Below are 17,101 nucleotides of genomic sequence, written 5' to 3' on the forward strand. Positions count from 1 at the left end.
CTAACGCGCCGCAGCGATAGCTGAAGCGGGCAGCACCGCGTTCATCGATCCCGACCGGTATCCGTCAGCGTCCACCGTGACGTAGGTGAACCCGAGCAGCTTGAGCGCGGCAGAAAACCGCTGCAACATCTCTGCGGAAAGCGCCCGCGGCAGATCGGCGCGGTCGATCTCGATGCGCGCCAGATCCCCATGATGCCGCACCCGTACCTGCGAGAACCCAAGCGCATGCAAAGCTGCCTCAGCCTCTTCCACTTGCCGCAAATTGTGTGGGGTCACAGGGCGGCCGTACTCGATGCGGCTGGCCAGGCAGGCGCTGGCTGGCTTGCTCCAAAGCGTCAGGCCGGCTTCTTGCGCCAGAGTCCGGATATCTGCCTTTGTCAGGTGTGCCTCGACGAGCGGAGCCACTACCCGGTGCTGTGCCGCGGCACGCTGTCCCGGCCGAAACTCGCCACGGTCGTCCAGGTTCATGCCAAACGCAAGATGCGCCAGGCCGAGCCGGGCGCGCTCCGTCTCCATGGCTTGGAACAGCGTGTCCTTGCAATGAAAGCAGCGAGACGAGTCGTTGCGGGCGTACTCCGGCCGACTCACCTCGTCCGTCACGAGCACCCGCGTTGCAATCCCGTGCTCGGCCGTGAAGGTAAGGGCTTGCGCGAGTTCTGCACGGGGCAGAGAAGCCGAGTCCGCAATGGCCGCGACTGCGCCAGTGCCCAGCACCCGATGGGCCGCAAACGCCAGGAATGCCGAATCCGTCCCGCCGGAGTATGCGATGAGCACGGAACCGAGCGCCAGCAGTGACTCGTCCAGCAGCCGTGCTTTCTCGGCAAGCGTCATTGTCTCGGCATTCACGTGTTCCTTCATCCTCTCCCCGTCTGCAGTCAATTGGATGCACGCGGCAGACCGGATCCCGGCGACGACTCAAGCACGTACTTCCAATGCTTGGAGCACGCCAAAGCTTCGCGCCATCCGGGTCGCCTCTGTCAGCGCCGCAACCACCCGGGTTCCGTCGCTGTCCTGCTGCGCGTTCAGCGGTGCAAACAGGATCGTCTCTTCGCGCCGGGCAGAGCAATTGCATACGGCCAGAGCACGCATCAGCCAGATCGCGGCGGCGACACTTCCGCAATCCAAGCCGACCCAATCTTCATAGCGATCCACAACTTCGAAAGAAGTCTCCTGCGCAATCTCGTCCTCAATGCGTCTGCGGGTGGACTCTGAAATCGGAGTTACGTCCAAGCCAGGCTGAAGCAGCGGCATCTGCCGGTCCATGGCGGCCAGCAGCTCGGCGACCTGCGCATGCTGCGCCTCCGTCATGTGGTCCTGCCAGTAGTGACAGGTCTTCGCGACAGAGGTGATCACGTTCTTGATCTCCTTTTCGACGCGGAAGTGCGGGCCGGTGGGGAGGAATACGGACAAGCCCTGCACCACCGCCGTCACGTTCTCCATCACGATGGCTCGAGCCACCCACCCAGCCATCGCCGCGCTCGTACAGTACAGGCGCAGCCAGCCTGCGCGGCTCGCGGGCTCAGCGCACAAACGGGTGACCAGGCCAATGCCTCGGCCGATTTCTGCTGAAGCGGCAAGCATGCTGGTTTGCTGCTCTGGCGTCAGGTTCGAACCGCGGAACGGTTCCAGCAGCTTGCCGCGATGCGGTGGTCCGCCGGCCATCGCCAGATGGCAAAAGGTCGCCCACATCTTGTCCCACTCCACCTTGCCGTCTGGCCCATATCGCAGGCCGGCAGAGCCCATCGAGCGGGGCTGAACCGCTGCGTCGAACACTTGGTACGTCTCTGGCAGCAGCACGCGCAACCGATGTTCGAACTCTTCCATGCTGTCGCTCATCGATCCATCCTCACCACCATCTGCCTGCGCGTTAGGGCAGGTTGCTGTCCCCGTTCTGCGAGGCATCCAGTGTCAGCGTAATCCAACCATCGCCTGCGGTCCCAAGCACCCCTTCCGTCCTTGTGTAACATTGACGAGTCGGTAGCTCCCCCGAACTGCCCTGTGCTTCGATCCATGTTCCCCTCGCAGACAGCTTCGTACTCAGCGCTCAGGCTCCCATCCGCACCCCTGCGGGTCGTAGGCTGCAACGCGGCGCTCGGTCGTGGTCTCCTCGCAGGCCGATGTTTGGCCGTGGGCTGCTGTCGCTCCCTCCTCTTGGCATAAAACAGCGTCGATGTCCTGCTAAGGACGGCGGTCCACCGCGCGCGAACGCCAATCATACAAAGCATCTGCTGATCTTCTTTCCACCTGGTTCGCTCGCCAGGATTCCAATCGAGCGTCGGAGTGTTTTATGTCTCACCGTCATCCTTTCGGATCGCGTCCTCTCGCATCCGTACTCGGCCTTGCGCTTCTACCCGCAGTGACCTTCCAGGCGCATGCGCAGACATTCCGCGGTTCCATCAGCGGCAACCTGCAGGACCCGTCCGGCGCGGCCGTTGCGGGCGCTACGATCACCGCCACGCAGGAAGATACGGGCATCGCTCGCACTACTGTTTCCTCCTCCAGCGGCGACTACACCTTTGCGGACCTTCCTCTCGGCCAGTACACCGTGACCGTTTCGGTCAGCAGCTTTCAGCCGTACGCGGTCAAGGGCGTCACCGTCAGCGCCGGCTCCACGTACTCCCTTCCCATCCGCCTTGCAGTGTCCGAGCAGACAGCAACCGTCGATGTATCCGCAAGCGCCCTCGCGCTGGACACCGCGAACATGCAGCAGACCACCACACTGCCCGAGCACCTGTTGCAGGACGTTCCGCTGAATGGCCGCGACTTCAAGAAGCTGGTTGGGGTGCTGCCCGGTTTCGGCGGCTACTCCGGCGTACTGGGGTCCATCAACGGCGCGCGCGCAAACCAGACCAACTGGCAGATCGACGGTACCGACAACAATGACCTTTGGACGAACAACTCCGCCGTGAATCAGTCAGGCGTGCAGGGTATTGCCGGAACGCTCATGCCGGTCGATGCAATCCAGGAGTTCTCGCTGGTCACGCAGTCCACGGCGGAGTCGGGGCGCGATCCGGGAGCCACGGCCAACCTCATCATCAAGTCCGGCACCAACCAGTTCCACGGCTCGGCGTATTACTTTAATCGCCACGAGGCGCTCAGCGTCGACCCTGTGTTTGTGCCGAAGAAGAAGCTGCGCAACGAGAACTTCGGCGGCTCCATCGGCGGACCCATCGTGCCGAACCGGACATTCTGGTTTCTGGCTTTCGAGCGGCAGCAGTTCACCATCGGCATCCAGGGCCTGGGCACCGAGCCCTCTGCCGCGTATCAAAACGAAGCGCGCAATCTGCTGGCGCTCAACGGCATTCCCGTTAATCCGCTCTCGCAGACGTTGCTGAACACCTTGTGGGAGCCGGGCGCACTTACCGGCCCAGCCAACTCCGGCAACTTCAGCCCCGGGCTAGAAACCGGCTTCAGCAACAACGGCGTACTGAAACTGGATCACACCTTCGGAGCCAACGATTACCTCTCCTTCCGCTACTTCATCGGGCAGGGGAATCAGGTCGCTCCCAGCGGCAACGTGGTTCAGAACAGCTACTTCGAGATAGCACCCATTCACATTCAGAACTACTCGGTCGTCTACAACCACACCTTCTCGCCGCGCGTGACCAATCAGGTGCTTCTGGGCGTGAGCGCTTACAACCAGAAGTTCGACGACTTCAACCACAGCTTCGACGTCAATACTCTCGGTTTGAACATCGGCAACACCGGTCTTACCGGAGCGCCCAACATCATCCTCTCGGGCTTCGACCAGATCGGCGTCAATCCGCCGCAAGGACGCCGGGACATCACCGGCCATGTGACCGACGCGCTTACCTACGTCGTGGGTAGCCACTCCTTCCGCTTCGGCGGCGAGTATCGCAAGGCACAGTTGGACGAGTTCTACCACCGCAACGGCCTGGGAACCTTCAATTTCGATGGCACCCGCGGTCGCCGACAGTTGAACGGCAGCGCTGTGGCGTACCCGAATAACCCGTACACCGACAGCAACGTCGCCTCGCTCGCCGACTTTCTGGCCGGGTATGTTTCCACCTCCAACCTGGCGCGCGGAAACCCGGAGCGGCTGGTGTACATGAACACCTTCGACCTGTTTGCCCAGGATGCGTGGCAGGTGAACCGCAGGTTGAACGTGAACTACGGCGTGCGCTGGGATTACGAAGGTCCGATCCACAACGGCGATAAGAACCTGCCGACCTTTGTTCCGTCGCTCGGCGGCCTCGTGGTACAGGGGCAGACCATCGACAATCTGTACCCGCAGCGCTGGCTCAACTTTGGCCCGCGCGTCGGGTTTGCCTTCCAGCCGCGCCCTGACGCCGGCACAGTCTTCCGCGGTAGCTATGGCCTGTTCTACGACACAACTGCCATCAGTCCGTTCCTCGACAATCGTCCCTCGGGCACCACGGCGCCGAACGGTCTGGAAGGGAATCCCGCGGGTACTTCGCCGGTGCAGACGATCACGCAAAATGCGTACGCGATCGCCGCCGGGCAGCCGCTGTTCGCAGGCGGACCCGCGAGCATCGTGGGCCTCTTCTCCGTCTCGCAGAGCTTCAAGACGCCGGTTTCCCAGAACTTCACCTTCAGCGTCGAGCAGCAGGTCGGCAATGCTGCCATCTTCTCGCTGGGATACGTGGGCAGCCAGTCGCGGCACCAGGTTGCGCTGCGCGACATCAACCAGGTCAACCCAAATGCGGCCAGCACCACCCCGGTGCAGTTGCTTCGGCCGTATTACCGCCAGTTCCCAAACTTTGGCGCGATCAACCAGGTGGAATCCATTGCGAACGGCAACTACAACGGCCTGCAAGCCACGCTGCGCAGCAACCGCTGGCACGGCCTGACCGCTCAGGTGAACTACACCTGGAGCCACTCGCTGGACACCATGACGCAGTACCGCGCGCGCCTGCCCCAGGACAGTCGCAACTTCAAGGCTGAGTATGGCAACTCCGATTACGACACGCGGCATGCTGCCAACGGAGCCATCTCCTATGACATCCCGCGCTTGACTGGCGGTCCGCGCCGGCTGACCGAAGGTTGGCAGGTGAATGCCGCGTTTAACCTGCACGGTGGCCAGCCTTTCAACATCGTCACCGCTTCCGACAACAGCGGAACTGCCGACCGTTACCAGCGCCCCAACGTGACCGGAGCGTCCGCGGCCACAGCGCACACTTTCGTCCCCAACGGAGCTTCGCGCTACGTGCAGTGGATCAGCCCGGGAGCATTTGCCCAGCCGGCCGCAGGCACCTTCGGCAACCTGCGGCGTAACGCGTTCTACGGTCCTGGTTACGCGGACACTGACGTGTCGCTGTTCAAGACCACAAAGCTGGCCGAGCGCGTCAGCCTCCAGCTCCGGGTGGAGATGTTCAACGTCGGTAATCGCATCAACCTGGCTCCGCCCAGCGCTAGCTTTGGCTCGGCCAGCTTTGGCCGCGTGACTGACACGATCGGCGATTACAACGGCGCTCCTGGGATTGGCCCGGGCGAGCCCTACAACACGCAGATTGCAGCCAAGCTGCTGTTCTAAGCGGCACGACGGCCTCTTTCGCACCCTCTGCACCGCGAGAGGGGCCGCCGTATACTGGATTGTGATGAATTCGCCCGCCAATAGGACCTTCTACATCGAGACGTTCGGCTGCCAGATGAACGCCCACGATTCGGAAAAGGTCATCGGAACGCTGGAACACGAAGGCTACCGCCGCGTCGAGACCGAAGAAGACGCTGGCCTGATCCTGTACAACACCTGCTCCATCCGCGACAAAGCGGAGCAGAAGGTCTTCCATAGGCTGAACGAATACAAGCGCATGCAGGGCGAAGGCAAGCAGTTCGCCGTGCTTGGCTGCGTCGCGCAGCAAGAGGGTGAGAAGATTTTCGAGCGTGCACCGTACGTCTCGCTCGTCAGCGGCTCCGCTTCGTATCGCAACCTGCCGCAGATGCTGGATCGCCTGCAGGCCGGCGAGCAGCGCATCACCGGCCTCGACGACCGTCAGACCGACGAGACCTTCGACACCGAGTTCACGGCGCGCTCCAACCCGCATCGCGGCTACATCACCATCATCGAGGGCTGCGACAAGTTCTGCTCTTACTGCGTGGTGCCATACACCCGCGGCAAGGAACGTTCGCGCACGTCCGAGAGCATCCTGGCAGAAGCTCGTCGCATGGCCGACCAGGGCTACACCGACATCCAGTTGCTCGGTCAGAACGTGAACAGCTACCGCGACCCCAGCCTGCGGATGAGCTTCGCGGAGGTGCTCGCCGCCGTCGCCGCTCTGCCCGGTATCCGTCGTGTCCGCTTCACCACGTCGCACCCGCGCGACTTCACCCGTGACATTGTTGAGGCGATCGACACCATCCCCGCTATCTGCGACCACGTGCACCTGCCCGTGCAGTCGGGTTCGTCTGCCGTGCTCAAGGCAATGCAGCGTGAGTACACGCGCGAGTGGTACCTGGAACGGATCTCCTGGATCAAGAACGCAACCCGCGACATCAGCATGACGACCGACATCATCGTCGGCTTTCCCGGCGAAACCGACGATGACTTCGAACAGACCATGTCCCTGCTGGACGTAGCCGGCTACGACGCCGTCTACGCCTTCGCCTACTCGCCGCGTCCCAACACGCCTGCGATCACCATGGAAGACAGCATTCCCGAAGAGGTGAAGTCGGAGCGTCTGCAGCGTTTGTTGACGGCGCAACGCGAACGGCAGCGCGTCAGCTACTCGCGCCATCAGGGCCAAATCATGGACGTGATGGTCGAGGGCTACAATCGCCAGCGCGGCCAGATCACCGGGCGCTCCTCGCAGAACAAGACGGTGAACTTCACCACTACGCAGCCCATTCTTCCCGCACTTGGCAGCTACTGCCAGGTGCGCGTCACCGCCACGTACCCGAACAGCCTCGTGGCCGAGGCGGTGTCTGTACGATGAAGCCCGCACACACTTCCGCGCAGGAAGAGGTCGAGGTTCGGATTCGCGGCCTGATGATGGACCCGGTGACCAGCATGCCCATGATCGTTCTGAAGGACATCGGCGGCGACGCCGTGCTGCCGATTTGGGTCGGCATCTTCGAAGCAAACGCTATCGCGCTGGAGATCGAAAAGAACACCACGCCGCGTCCCATGACGCACGACCTGATTCGCAACATCCTGCGCGGCTTCGAGACGCACGTCACCCGCGTTGTCATCTCCGACCTGCGCGAAGACACCTTCTATGCCGTCATCTGGCTGGAACGGGGCGGCGAAACGCTCGCCATTGACGCGCGCCCCAGCGACGCGCTGGCGCTGGCCATGCGGGCCGATTGCCCTATCTTTGTCGCCCGCAGCGTTCTGGACAGCGCCAAGGCGAACAGTGCCGGACGGGACTCAGGCAACTCCGACGAACTGCGTCGCTGGCTTGAGAACCTGAACGACGACGATCTCGGCAAGTACAAGATGTAGGCTGCGTGAACAGCCGCTACTCTGGAAGCGTGCCGCACCCAACGAACTTTTTTCTTCCGCAGTATCAATCCGCACTCGGAACTGTGGTCCATGCCACGCCTTTGGTCGAGTTGCTGAAGCGGTCACTGCCGCAGGCGCGTGTCGTGGTTGCGAGCAGTGGTCTGGCCGAGCAGGTGTGGCAGGAAAATCCGCACCTCGAAAGGCTGTTGCACACGCCAAATCCTCTGCACGACCCTGTCGGTGCCGTGCGCGCCTTGCGTGCCGCACGCATGTTTGTCGGGGAACGGTACGTCACGTTGCTGACCACCGGCAACGAACGAACGAAGATCACCCTGGCTGCCGCGCTTGCGGGCCGGTCGCGTCGCATCGGCTTTGCCGTACACGGCGCGCTGGTTCAGCAGCATCTGGCGTTCGACTCTGCTCAGAGCCAGATTGAGAACAACCTTCGCCTGCTCGCCGCTGCGGGTGTTCCGCGTGATCCAGCGTGGCCGACCGAACCGCGCCTCTATCCTGGCTCAGCGGATCGGGCGTTTGCCGAGACCTTGCTGCAGGACGTTCGCCGCCCGCGCATTGCACTCGCAACGCAAACCTCTCCCACGCAACGCAAGAGCTGGTCGCAGGAGCGTTGGGTTGAGCTGGCACAGCGCTTGCGGTCGCTCTACGGAGCGGAACTCGTCTTCATCGGAGCGCCCGCTGAGACGGAGGCCATCGACGTTCTGCGAGCAAAGATCAGCTGCTCCACAACCTCGGCAGCGGGCAGGACCTCGATCCCGCAACTCGCGGCCGTCCTGAAGCAATGCGATCTGGGCATCATGCTCGACACGGGTCCGCTGCACGTCGCGCGAGGGGTTAACCTGCCTGCAGTGATCATTGCACCAGCGTGGTCGCCGGTGCATGAGTGGCTGCCGGTCGGCCATCCGCGTTATCGCATCCTGAAGAACGCAGACTTCCCAGCGCCCGCGCCGGACGACTACATCATCGATGAAGTCAGCGTAGGGGACGTGCTTGCTGCCACGTCCGACCTGCTTGCTACTGCGCGCCCAGCTGCCTCAGAAGAGGGAAGAACTCCGGAAAGCTGATCGCAGCAGCCTCGGCGCCGTGGATTGCCGTGTCGCTGGAGGCGCGCAGCGCGGCAATGCTGAACGCCATCGCGATGCGATGGTCGTCCCCGGAGTCGATCACACCCCCGTGCAGCGTCTGCCCGCCCGGCACGATCATGCCGTCTTCCAGTTCTTCCACTTCAGCTCCCATGTTGCGCAGATTGCGGACTACCAGCGCGATCCGATCCGATTCCTTCACACGCAACTCTTTCGCATCGCGAATGGTCACCCCGGTACGGGTATACGGCGCAACTGCCGCGAGCACAGGGAGTTCGTCGATCAACTGGGCCGAGAGCGAACCGGAGATTTCTGCGCCCTTCAAATCGGCCGAGCCATTCGCCTGCACCGTGCCGATCAGCTCGCCGTGTTTCTCCTCTAGGTTCAGCACCTGCAGACGAAGTCCCATGCTAACCAGCACGTCCAGCAATGCGCTGCGCGACGGGTTCATCCCCAGGTCGTCCAGCACCAGTTGCGACTCGGGAAAGAGCAGGGCAGCGCACAGGAAGAAAGCGGCAGAACTCAAGTCGCCAGGCACCGTCGCTTCAATCGCCTGCAGGGTCTGGCCGCCTGCAATCCGCACGCCTTCTGCATCGCGCTCCAGCTCCGCGCCAAACGCGCGCAGAGCGTGTTCGGAATGATCGCGTGTGCGCACGCTTTCCTTCAACTCGGTCAAGCCATTGGCCTGTAGACCGGCGAAGAGCACTGCCGTCTTCACCTGCGCAGAGGCGATCGGCGTTTCGAAGCGGATCGCCTGCAACGGCCCTCCATGGACCGTCATCGGGGCGTGTCCTTCGGTCAGGTCGATGCGTGCGCCCATCTGTTGTAGAGGTCCGCGAATACGTTCCATGGGGCGCTTGGTCAGAGAAGCGTCGCCCACGAAGCGAAATGTGCCCGCGTGCGGTGCTACCAGACCGGCCAGCATTCGCATGGTCGATCCGGAATTTCCGCAATCCAGGTCGCCGGCAGGCTGCGCAAAGGTTCCACCCACGCCCGTCACGCTGACCGCACCGCCCTCGTCGCGAACCGTGGCGCCAAGCTGCTCCATGCACTTCAACGAGCTATGCGGATCGGCACCCGTGCTGAAGTTCGCCAGCTTCGACGTGCCCTTCGCCAGGCCGGCCAGCATGGCGTAGCGGTGCGAAATGCTTTTGTCTCCTGGCAGTCGGACACTGCCGCGAAAGGAGCGAACTGGCGAAACGACTTCAATGTGCGTGTTCTCTTGCATACACACAGCAGGGTATCGCAGCGGAGCGCGAGCACCCACGCTTACCGCACGCGCAGAATCACCAGCGTCTCGTCGTCAAACCGCTCTGCGCCGCCCTGAAAGTCGTCCACAGCCTGGAACACCGCTGCAACCGCTGCTTCCGCAGACTCCGGCGCGGCACGCTGAAGCGACTCACAAATGCGATCCGAACCGAACATCTCGCCGTGCCGATCTTCCGCGTCGGATATGCCATCAGAGAAGAAGGTCACCATGTCACCCGGATCCGCAGTGACCACTACTTCGTCGTAGTCGGCTACGGGAAACAGGCCAAGCGGAAATCCCTCTGCCTTCAGCGTCTGCACCTTCGCCTCGCCGTTCACGCGTGTGAGCAACAGCGGCTGCACCGACCCGGCGTTTGCCACCCGCAAGGTGCGCGCGTTGTCGTCCCAAACGGCAAACAGCATGGTCACATACTGCGAGCTCAAGCGCCGCTCCTGCAACTGGTCGTTTAGCGCCTTCAGCATGGCGGCGGGAGACAGATGCTGAGCCGCCAGAAGCCGCAGGATGCCCATGACCAGGGCGGCGTACAGGGCCGCCGGCGCCGCCTTGCCACTCACATCACCGATGGCGATAGCGACGCGCCCAGGGCCGTACGGGATGAAGTCGTAAACATCTCCGCCGATGGAGCGCGCCGGCAGGAACTGGGCCGCAAACTCGGCGTGTGGCATGGAACTCGGCGGCGGTGGCAAGAGGCGCAACTGCACTTCGCGCGCCATTTGCAGATCGCGCTCCATACGCTGCTCTTCCTCAAAGATGCGCTCGTAGAGCCGTGCGTTCGAGATCGCGATTGCAATTTGCCCGGCCAGCGTGGTCAGCGTCCGCTGGTGTTCCTCGTTGTAGTAGTTCAGCCGCGTGTGCTCTACATCCAGCACGCCGATCACGCGCCCCTTGTACAGCAACGGCACGGCAAGCTCCGAGCGCACCTCTGCATTTACGGCAATGTAGCGAGGATCCTTGCGAACATCCGGCGCCAGCACCGGCTCGCGAAGCTGCGCCGCGCTTCCGATCAGTCCCACGCCGTACACAGCGCCCCGCTCTCGCCGAACACGCTCGCCATAGCGCGTGGAGAAGCGGTGCTCGAACTGCTGGGTGCGATCGCTCCACAGCAGGATGGTGAACATCTGAAAGTCCACCACCCGCTTCAGCAAGGAACCGATCCGTTCCAGGAGGTCGTCCAGGTCGAGAATGCTGGTGATCTCGCGACTGATGTCGTTCAGCACTGCCAGCGTCTGTGCCTGCCGCGACACGCGCGTGTAAAGCCGAGCGTTCTCAATGGAGACGGCGACACGGCTCGCGACCAGTTCCAGCAGGCGCTGCTGGTCGGTCGTGAAGGCGCCTACCTCCTCGGATTCGACATCGATCACACCGATCACGCGGTTCTTGCTGATCAATGGAACCGCCAACTCCGATCGCACATCGTTGTTCGCGTTGATGTAGCTCGGGTCCTCGCGAACATCGTTGACGAGCACCGCCCGGCGCGTCTGTGCCGCCCGGCCCACAATGCCTGCGCCCAGCTTTACCCGCGTCCGCTCAACCTCCGGTGCGTGCCCAATCTGGAATCGCATCCACAATTCCTGCGAACGCTCGTTGAGCAGCAGAATCGCAAAGATGCGGTACTGCACCACGGCGCGCACCAGGTCGCTCAGGCGCGTCATCAGCGTCTGCAGATCCAGCGTACTGTTCAGTGCATCGGCTAGCCGCAGCAGGAAGTCCACATGCGGCAGCGCAGCCGTGTCCTGAGGAATGCTCACGCGCGGCGGCTCCGTCTTTGCGGTCACCTGCGGATCGGTCGGGCGGTAGTCGCCTTCCATCTCTGGCCCGAAGAAATCGGGTCGCGACACGTGCACCTCCGATGCCGCCGATGGCTGCGCCGCGGTGCTGATCTCTACCCGGTCGTTCGTCCGCTTGGCCATCGTTGCCTGTTTAGTACCCGCTGGCTGCGGCAGCGGCTCCGCCTGCCAGCTCATTCACGATGGCGACAGAAGCGCTCGCGCCGATACGGTTCGCACCAGCCTCCAGCATGCGTATCGCGTCAGCCAGGGTGCGAATGCCACCCGAGGCCTTCACTCCGCAACGATCTCCGGCGATACTCCGCATCAGACGCAGATCAGGCACAGTCGCACCACCGCTCGCGAAGCCGGTGCTCGTCTTGATGAAGTCTGCACCGGCCGCCACGGATAGCTCGCTTGCTGCGCGCTTTTCGTCCTCAGTCAGCAAGGCTGTTTCGAGGATCACCTTCAGGATGCCACCACCATGCACCACGTCCGCAATTGCGGCGATCTCTTCCTGCACCGCCGCATGCATGCCGCTCTTTAGAAAGCCGATGTTGAGCACCATGTCCACATCGTGCGCGCCAGCGCGCAGCACCGCCTGCGCCTCGTCCACTTTGCTGCCGGACAGCGAAGCTCCTAACGGGAAGCCGATCACCACACCGACGGGAACGCCGCTTCCGTGCAGGCGATCCACGGCCAGCGGAACCCAGCATGGATTGACCATGGCGCACGCAAATTTGTATTCGGCGGCCTCTTCGCAGAGGCGCTCCACCTGGGCGCGCGTCGCCTCCGGCTTCAGCAGAGTATGGTCGAGCACAGCCGCCAGCTGCGCCGGGGTCAATGCTTGGTTCTGGGCTGGTGTCTGGGCTGGGGCGGGCATGTGTGTCTCCTGCTTCTCCTTCGGTCCACCGCGGGCGTTCCCCATTGTAGAGCGCACAGTTGGCAGGCTGTCTTGCCATTCTGAACCTCGGGCCGGGTTATGCTTGCACCATGCCCATCGATCCGATTGCGCTGACGCGTAAGCTCGTCGACATCGAATCGACGACGTACGACGAAGGCCGCTGCGGCGTTTTCCTCGCCGAATACCTCGAGTCACTCGGGTACGACGTCGAGCGCCAGCCAGTAGAACACGCTCCACTCGCTCCGGGCGCATCGCACTCTGGCCTGCCTCGCTTCAACGTCTACGCCCGCATGCCCGGCATCAATCCACTCGTTACCCTATCCACCCATTTCGACACAGTGCCGCCGTACTTTCCCTCATCGGAGGACGACGAGTACGTGTACGGCCGCGGATCCTGTGATGCGAAGGGCATTCTTGCTTCGCAGGTTGCCGCTGCAGAGAAGCTGCACAAGAACGGCACTCCCGTCGGTCTGCTGTATGTCGTTGGCGAAGAGCGGGACTCGGCCGGTGCCAAGGTCGCCAACCAGGATGGCCATGGTTCCAGGTTCCTTATCAACGGCGAGCCCACTGAGAATCAGCTCGCGCTGGCCACCAAGGGCGCTTTGCGAGTTGTGCTGACCGCCTCGGGCAAGATGGCGCACTCGGCTTATCCCGAGCTCGGCGAATCAGCGATCGACAAGCTCATTGACGTGCTGCACGATCTGCGCCAGGCCGATCTCCCCGTGGACGAGGAGATCGGACCATCCACGCTCAACGTGGGACTTATCTCCGGCGGCCGCGCTCCCAACGTGATCGCCGATGCGGCAGAGGCGCAATTGCTGATTCGGCTAGTTGGTCCATCGCAGCAGGTGAAAGACGTGATCGAGCCGATCATCGGCGACCGCTGCAAAGTCACTTACTCGTTGGACCTGGCTGCCGTGCGCATGAAGCGCATCGCAGGCTGGCCTACTATGGTTGCGAAGTACGCGACGGACATCTCGTCCTTAACTGCATGGGGCGAACCTCTGTTGCTCGGCCCCGGTACGATCCATGTCGCGCACACCGAACACGAGCGCGTGCTGAAGCGCGAACTGCTGGAAGCTGTCGATAAGTACGCGGAACTGGCAGCGTCGCTACTGCGCTGATCTTGCCCGCCTGCACGTTCCCTAGCGGCCGAAGCGACGGATCACAAACACGCCTGCACCGACCACGCTGACGGCACCGGCGAGCATGATCGCAATGGCGATGCGGTAGCTTTGCTGCTGCGCTGGATTGGTCTGCGACACCGTGTCGCGGCACTGACTGCAGCCCTGGGCCTCGGCGGCAGCACTGCAGAGTAGCATCGACCCGACCAGTAAACTCGCGCGCAGCTTATTGCCCATAGACGAGCAAAGCGAACAGGAATATCCAGAACACGCCCATGCTGTGCCAGTACCAGGCCGAGCAGTCCACAAGAATCTGACGCGACTCCAGCGACCGCACTGCCTTCATCCCAACCAGCGCGGCTGCCAGAAACAGAATGCCCAGCAGAAGGTGAACGCCGTGCACGCCAGTGATCAGGTAGAAGAAGTGTGTCGACGGGTTATCGCGGAAGGTCACGCGCTGCAGCTTCAGTTGACTCCACGCCGTCAACTGGCCCCATAGAAACGCGCCGCCCAGGACCGCCGAAATTGCAAGCCAGGGCAGAACGCGTCTGCGCGTCGGCGTTCCCAGCCCCAGCCACTCTTCCATCAGGTCAGACTCGCGGAACATGGCACGCCGAGCCAACTCCACCGACACCGACGAAAGCAGCAGCACCGCCGTGTTGATCCAGAGAATGGCCGGGATCTGGATCGGCAGCCAGCTATTGACCCATTGGTAGTTCGCGTTCACGTGCCCGGAGTGCTTGGTGACAAAAAAGGCGCTCACGATCGACACAAAGAACAACGCATCTCCGCCCAAGGCAAAGAAGATGCCGAGACGGTACCGCTGCAGGCGCTCCCGAGGGCCTCTCCTGCCTTGCGGCTGATTGCTCCAGTTGTCGTTGTCTCCACCGCCGCCGGTATGTTTCTCGTCGATGGGCGGGCGGCGGCCGCCGCCGGAATCACCCTCGTCGTAACGACGGGTCGGGCGCTGCTCCACTTCACCGGGATGCAGGATCGCTGGCATAGTGACTAAGCCGATACTACTCCGCCGTTGGCTCCGTGGCCCACTGCGGCAAAAATGGCGCTCCGCTTTCGTCGGTGTCAGCGAAAACGGCGCGATGATCGGCCGGCTGCGACGGTAGACCGTACTCGCACGGCGCCCGATGGCAGATCAGATCGGTGTCCTGAGGCGCCCATTCCATGGTCGTCGACAACCATGAGTTCGGTGTCGCCGGCTGACCTCGCCTCCAACTCCGGATCACGTTGGCGACCCACAGCAACTGTCCGGTCGCGAGCAGGATTGCGCTCGCCGTGATGTGACGCTCCAGCGGCAAGGTCGAGCGAACCAGCGCGCCCGCGACCCCGGCAAGCCCGTCGAGTTGCGCGTAGTGCCGGGGCTCGCCAGACAGGCCGGTCAGCAGCATAGGGAAGAACGTGTTGTAGGCGAAAAACACCGTCCACCAGAAATGCCAGCGTCCCAAGCGCTCGCTCAGCATGCGGCCGGTCATCAGCGGAAACCAGTACGCTACGCCGGCAAAGATTCCGAAGAGCGCGGCCATCGCCATGATCAGGTGAAAGTGACCGACGACGAAGAATGTGTTGTGCAGGTAGGAATCGAGCGCTGGCTGTGCCAGGATGGGTCCCGTCAGGCCGCCAGTGACGAAGATCGATACAAAGCCCAGCGCCCACAGCATCGGCGTTTGCATCTTTGGGCGCGACCTCCACAGGATCACCAGCCAGTTCAAAACCTTCGCCGTCGAGGGCAGGGCAATGGCCATGGTTGAAACTTCGAACGCTGTGCCGGCAAATGGGTTCAGGCCCGCGACGAACATGTGGTGTCCCCAGACCAGCAGGCCCAGCACACCGATCAGCCATGTTGTGCCGATCATCAGGCGATAGCCAATGATGCGGCGTCGCGCGAACGTGCCCAGTAGCATCGTTACCAGCCCCATGCCGGGCAGGATCGCGATGTACACCTCCGGGTGCCCGAAGAACCAGAAGAGGTGAAGCCACAGCAGGGGCGAACCGCCACCCACGCGCTGCTGCACGGCACCGCTAACCCAAGTGAGTGAAGGCACAAAAAAGGCCGTTCCCAGATGCCGGTCGCAGAACAGCATCACGAGTGCGGCCAGGAGCACGCTGAATGCCAGCACGGTCAGCAAGGAAGTCACCAGCCAACTCCATACCGTCAGCGGCATGCGTTCGTAGGTCATGCCTGCGCATCGGCAACGGATCACGGTGACCACCAGGTTCACGGCTCCCAGCGTCGATGCGATGCAGAAGATCGCCAGCGAAAGCAGCCACAGATCCATGCCGGTGGCCTGGCCGGGCCCGGCATCGGGCAGAACACTGAGCGGCGGATAAGCCGACCAACCGCCAATGGGTATGCCGCCCGGCACGAAGAATGCGGCAAGCAGTACCAGCAACGCCAGTGCGGTGAGCCAAAGCGCGACCTTGTTCACCAGCGGCAGCGCCATCGTGCGGCTGCCAAGCTGTTCCGGCAGAACGAGGTTCGCAAAGCCGCTCAGAGGAGCGACAGTGAGCACGAAAAACACCATCAAGGTGCCGTGCATCGTGACCCAGGCCAGGTAGTCTTCGGGCCTGGACACTCCGAGGAACGGCAGCGAGAGCGCGGGCAACACGCGATGAACCCGCATCAGCAGAGATAGGAACGCGCCGATGCCCAGCGCAAACAGCGCGATGCCCAGGTAGCCAAGTCCGATTCTCTGGTGCTCTCGCCAACGCGGCCTGACGACGGTGCCGACGAGATGCCGTGCATCGCTCAGGGTAGAAGCCGTTGCGGCGCTCTGCGTCTCGCGGTTCATGGACGCTGCTCCCGCACCCAGGTATCGAACTCCGCGGCCGGCAGAACCCGAACCACAGCCTGCATGCGGTAGTGGCCGAGGCCACAAACCTGCGTGCAGAGGATGGAATACTCGCCCGGGATCGACGGCGTGAAGTGGATGTGGAAGACCTGCCCGGGCAGGGCATTCTGCTTGATGCGCAAAGCTGGAATGCTGAAGCCGTGGATCACGTCCAGCGCACGCAGGCGTAGGTCGACTTCGCGCCCTGCCGGCAGTACCAGCGCGCTGCGAACGAAGTCGTCGCGACCTCGTTCATCCGCCGGATCGATGCCGGCCGGATTGCCTTCCCCGGGCGCGACGAGGCGCAGGTTGGTCGAGCCAAACGCGGCGTCCTTGCCGGGGTAACGGAAGTACCACGCAAACTGCATGCCGATGGCTTCCACCTGCATCGCGGCGGGATCGGCGCCGCCGTAGCGCATTGCCGCCCAGAGCCGCTCCGAGTGCCACGCCAGGGCAAAGAACAGAGCGGTGAAGGCAGCGATGGGCACGTACTCCAGGCGCCATCGCTTATGCCCCAGCGGCTGCGGCCCGCGACGTAGCAGAATACCTGCCACCAGCAGTGCCTGCGCCAGCACGCATAGCGCGGCGAAAATGGCGAGGTTGAGTCTCATCTGGCCGTCGAGTGCGGCGCCGTGAAGGGCGGCGTTCGCGGGCATGTGCCAGTGAAACTGCAT

At 62.9% G+C, this 17,101-nt stretch carries 14 protein-coding genes; 5 read left to right on the plus strand and 9 right to left on the minus strand.

Annotated elements, in window-relative coordinates; translation table 11 throughout:
• Together larE and OHL12_RS03525 are read right to left on the minus strand one after the other, a co-directional pair.
• Window positions 1-858: an ATP-dependent sacrificial sulfur transferase LarE gene (larE, locus tag OHL12_RS03520; protein ID WP_263412453.1), complete on the minus strand. Its 858-nt coding sequence runs from the start codon at window positions 856-858 to the stop codon at window positions 1-3.
• Window positions 859-915: 57 nt separating this feature from the next.
• The gene (locus tag OHL12_RS03525) at window positions 916-1,836 is read right to left on the minus strand and encodes a hypothetical protein (RefSeq protein ID WP_263412454.1); all 921 of its coding nucleotides are present in this window, start codon (window positions 1,834-1,836) and stop codon (window positions 916-918) included.
• Window positions 1,837-2,287: 451 nt separating this feature from the next.
• On the opposite strand from OHL12_RS03525, the gene OHL12_RS03530 reads away from it, so the two are divergent.
• The 4 genes from OHL12_RS03530 to OHL12_RS03545 all read left to right on the plus strand — a co-directional run bounded on the left by OHL12_RS03530 (window position 2,288) and on the right by OHL12_RS03545 (window position 8,502).
• The gene (locus tag OHL12_RS03530) at window positions 2,288-5,515 is read left to right on the plus strand and encodes a TonB-dependent receptor (protein ID WP_263412455.1); all 3,228 of its coding nucleotides are present in this window, start codon (window positions 2,288-2,290) and stop codon (window positions 5,513-5,515) included.
• A 64-nt stretch (window positions 5,516-5,579) separates the two neighbouring features.
• Entirely contained in the window at window positions 5,580-6,914 is a 1,335-nt protein-coding gene (gene miaB / locus OHL12_RS03535) for a tRNA (N6-isopentenyl adenosine(37)-C2)-methylthiotransferase MiaB (protein ID WP_263412456.1), read from the plus strand.
• Window positions 6,911-7,423 carry a bifunctional nuclease family protein gene (locus OHL12_RS03540; protein WP_263412457.1) on the plus strand — a complete coding sequence of 171 codons (513 nt, stop codon included), beginning with the start codon at window positions 6,911-6,913 and terminating at the stop codon, window positions 7,421-7,423. The genes miaB and OHL12_RS03540 overlap by 4 nt, the downstream gene beginning before the upstream one ends.
• 29 nt (window positions 7,424-7,452) lie before the next feature.
• Entirely contained in the window at window positions 7,453-8,502 is a 1,050-nt protein-coding gene (locus tag OHL12_RS03545) for a glycosyltransferase family 9 protein (RefSeq protein ID WP_263412458.1), read from the plus strand.
• On the opposite strand, the gene aroA is transcribed toward OHL12_RS03545, so the two are convergent.
• From aroA to deoC, 3 genes are read right to left on the minus strand one after another with little or no spacing between them, the layout of a single operon-like run.
• Entirely contained in the window at window positions 8,453-9,748 is a 1,296-nt protein-coding gene (gene aroA / locus OHL12_RS03550; protein WP_263412459.1) for a 3-phosphoshikimate 1-carboxyvinyltransferase, read from the minus strand. The genes OHL12_RS03545 and aroA overlap by 50 nt on opposite strands.
• Window positions 9,749-9,789: 41 nt before the next feature.
• On the minus strand, window positions 9,790-11,700 hold the full coding sequence (locus OHL12_RS03555) for a SpoIIE family protein phosphatase (protein WP_263412460.1): 1,911 nt from the start codon (window positions 11,698-11,700) through the stop codon (window positions 9,790-9,792).
• Window positions 11,701-11,710: 10 nt separating this feature from the next.
• A complete protein-coding gene (deoC, locus tag OHL12_RS03560) occupies window positions 11,711-12,439 on the minus strand; it encodes a deoxyribose-phosphate aldolase (RefSeq protein WP_263412461.1) in 729 nt (242 codons plus the stop codon).
• A gap of 110 nt (window positions 12,440-12,549) precedes the next feature.
• On the opposite strand from deoC, the gene OHL12_RS03565 reads away from it, so the two are divergent.
• On the plus strand, window positions 12,550-13,584 hold the full coding sequence (locus tag OHL12_RS03565) for a M20/M25/M40 family metallo-hydrolase (protein ID WP_263412462.1): 1,035 nt from the start codon (window positions 12,550-12,552) through the stop codon (window positions 13,582-13,584).
• A 21-nt stretch (window positions 13,585-13,605) separates the two neighbouring features.
• Here the strand turns inward: OHL12_RS03565 and OHL12_RS03570 are convergent, their stop codons facing one another.
• The 4 genes from OHL12_RS03570 to OHL12_RS03585 are packed head-to-tail and all read right to left on the minus strand — an operon-like array spanning window position 13,606 to window position 17,101.
• Window positions 13,606-13,782, minus strand: coding sequence for a copper resistance protein CopC (locus tag OHL12_RS03570; protein WP_263412463.1), 177 nt, complete (start codon window positions 13,780-13,782; stop codon window positions 13,606-13,608).
• A gap of 28 nt (window positions 13,783-13,810) precedes the next feature.
• A complete protein-coding gene (locus OHL12_RS03575; protein ID WP_263412464.1) occupies window positions 13,811-14,587 on the minus strand; it encodes a cytochrome c oxidase subunit 3 in 777 nt (258 codons plus the stop codon).
• Window positions 14,588-14,603: 16 nt separating this feature from the next.
• A complete protein-coding gene (locus tag OHL12_RS03580) occupies window positions 14,604-16,388 on the minus strand; it encodes a cytochrome c oxidase subunit I (protein WP_263412465.1) in 1,785 nt (594 codons plus the stop codon).
• Window positions 16,385-17,101: a cytochrome c oxidase subunit II gene (locus tag OHL12_RS03585; protein WP_263412466.1), complete on the minus strand. Its 717-nt coding sequence runs from the start codon at window positions 17,099-17,101 to the stop codon at window positions 16,385-16,387. The genes OHL12_RS03580 and OHL12_RS03585 overlap by 4 nt, the downstream gene beginning before the upstream one ends.

This window comes from Terriglobus aquaticus (assembly GCF_025685415.1).
GTDB classification, from domain to species: domain Bacteria; phylum Acidobacteriota; class Terriglobia; order Terriglobales; family Acidobacteriaceae; genus Terriglobus; species Terriglobus aquaticus.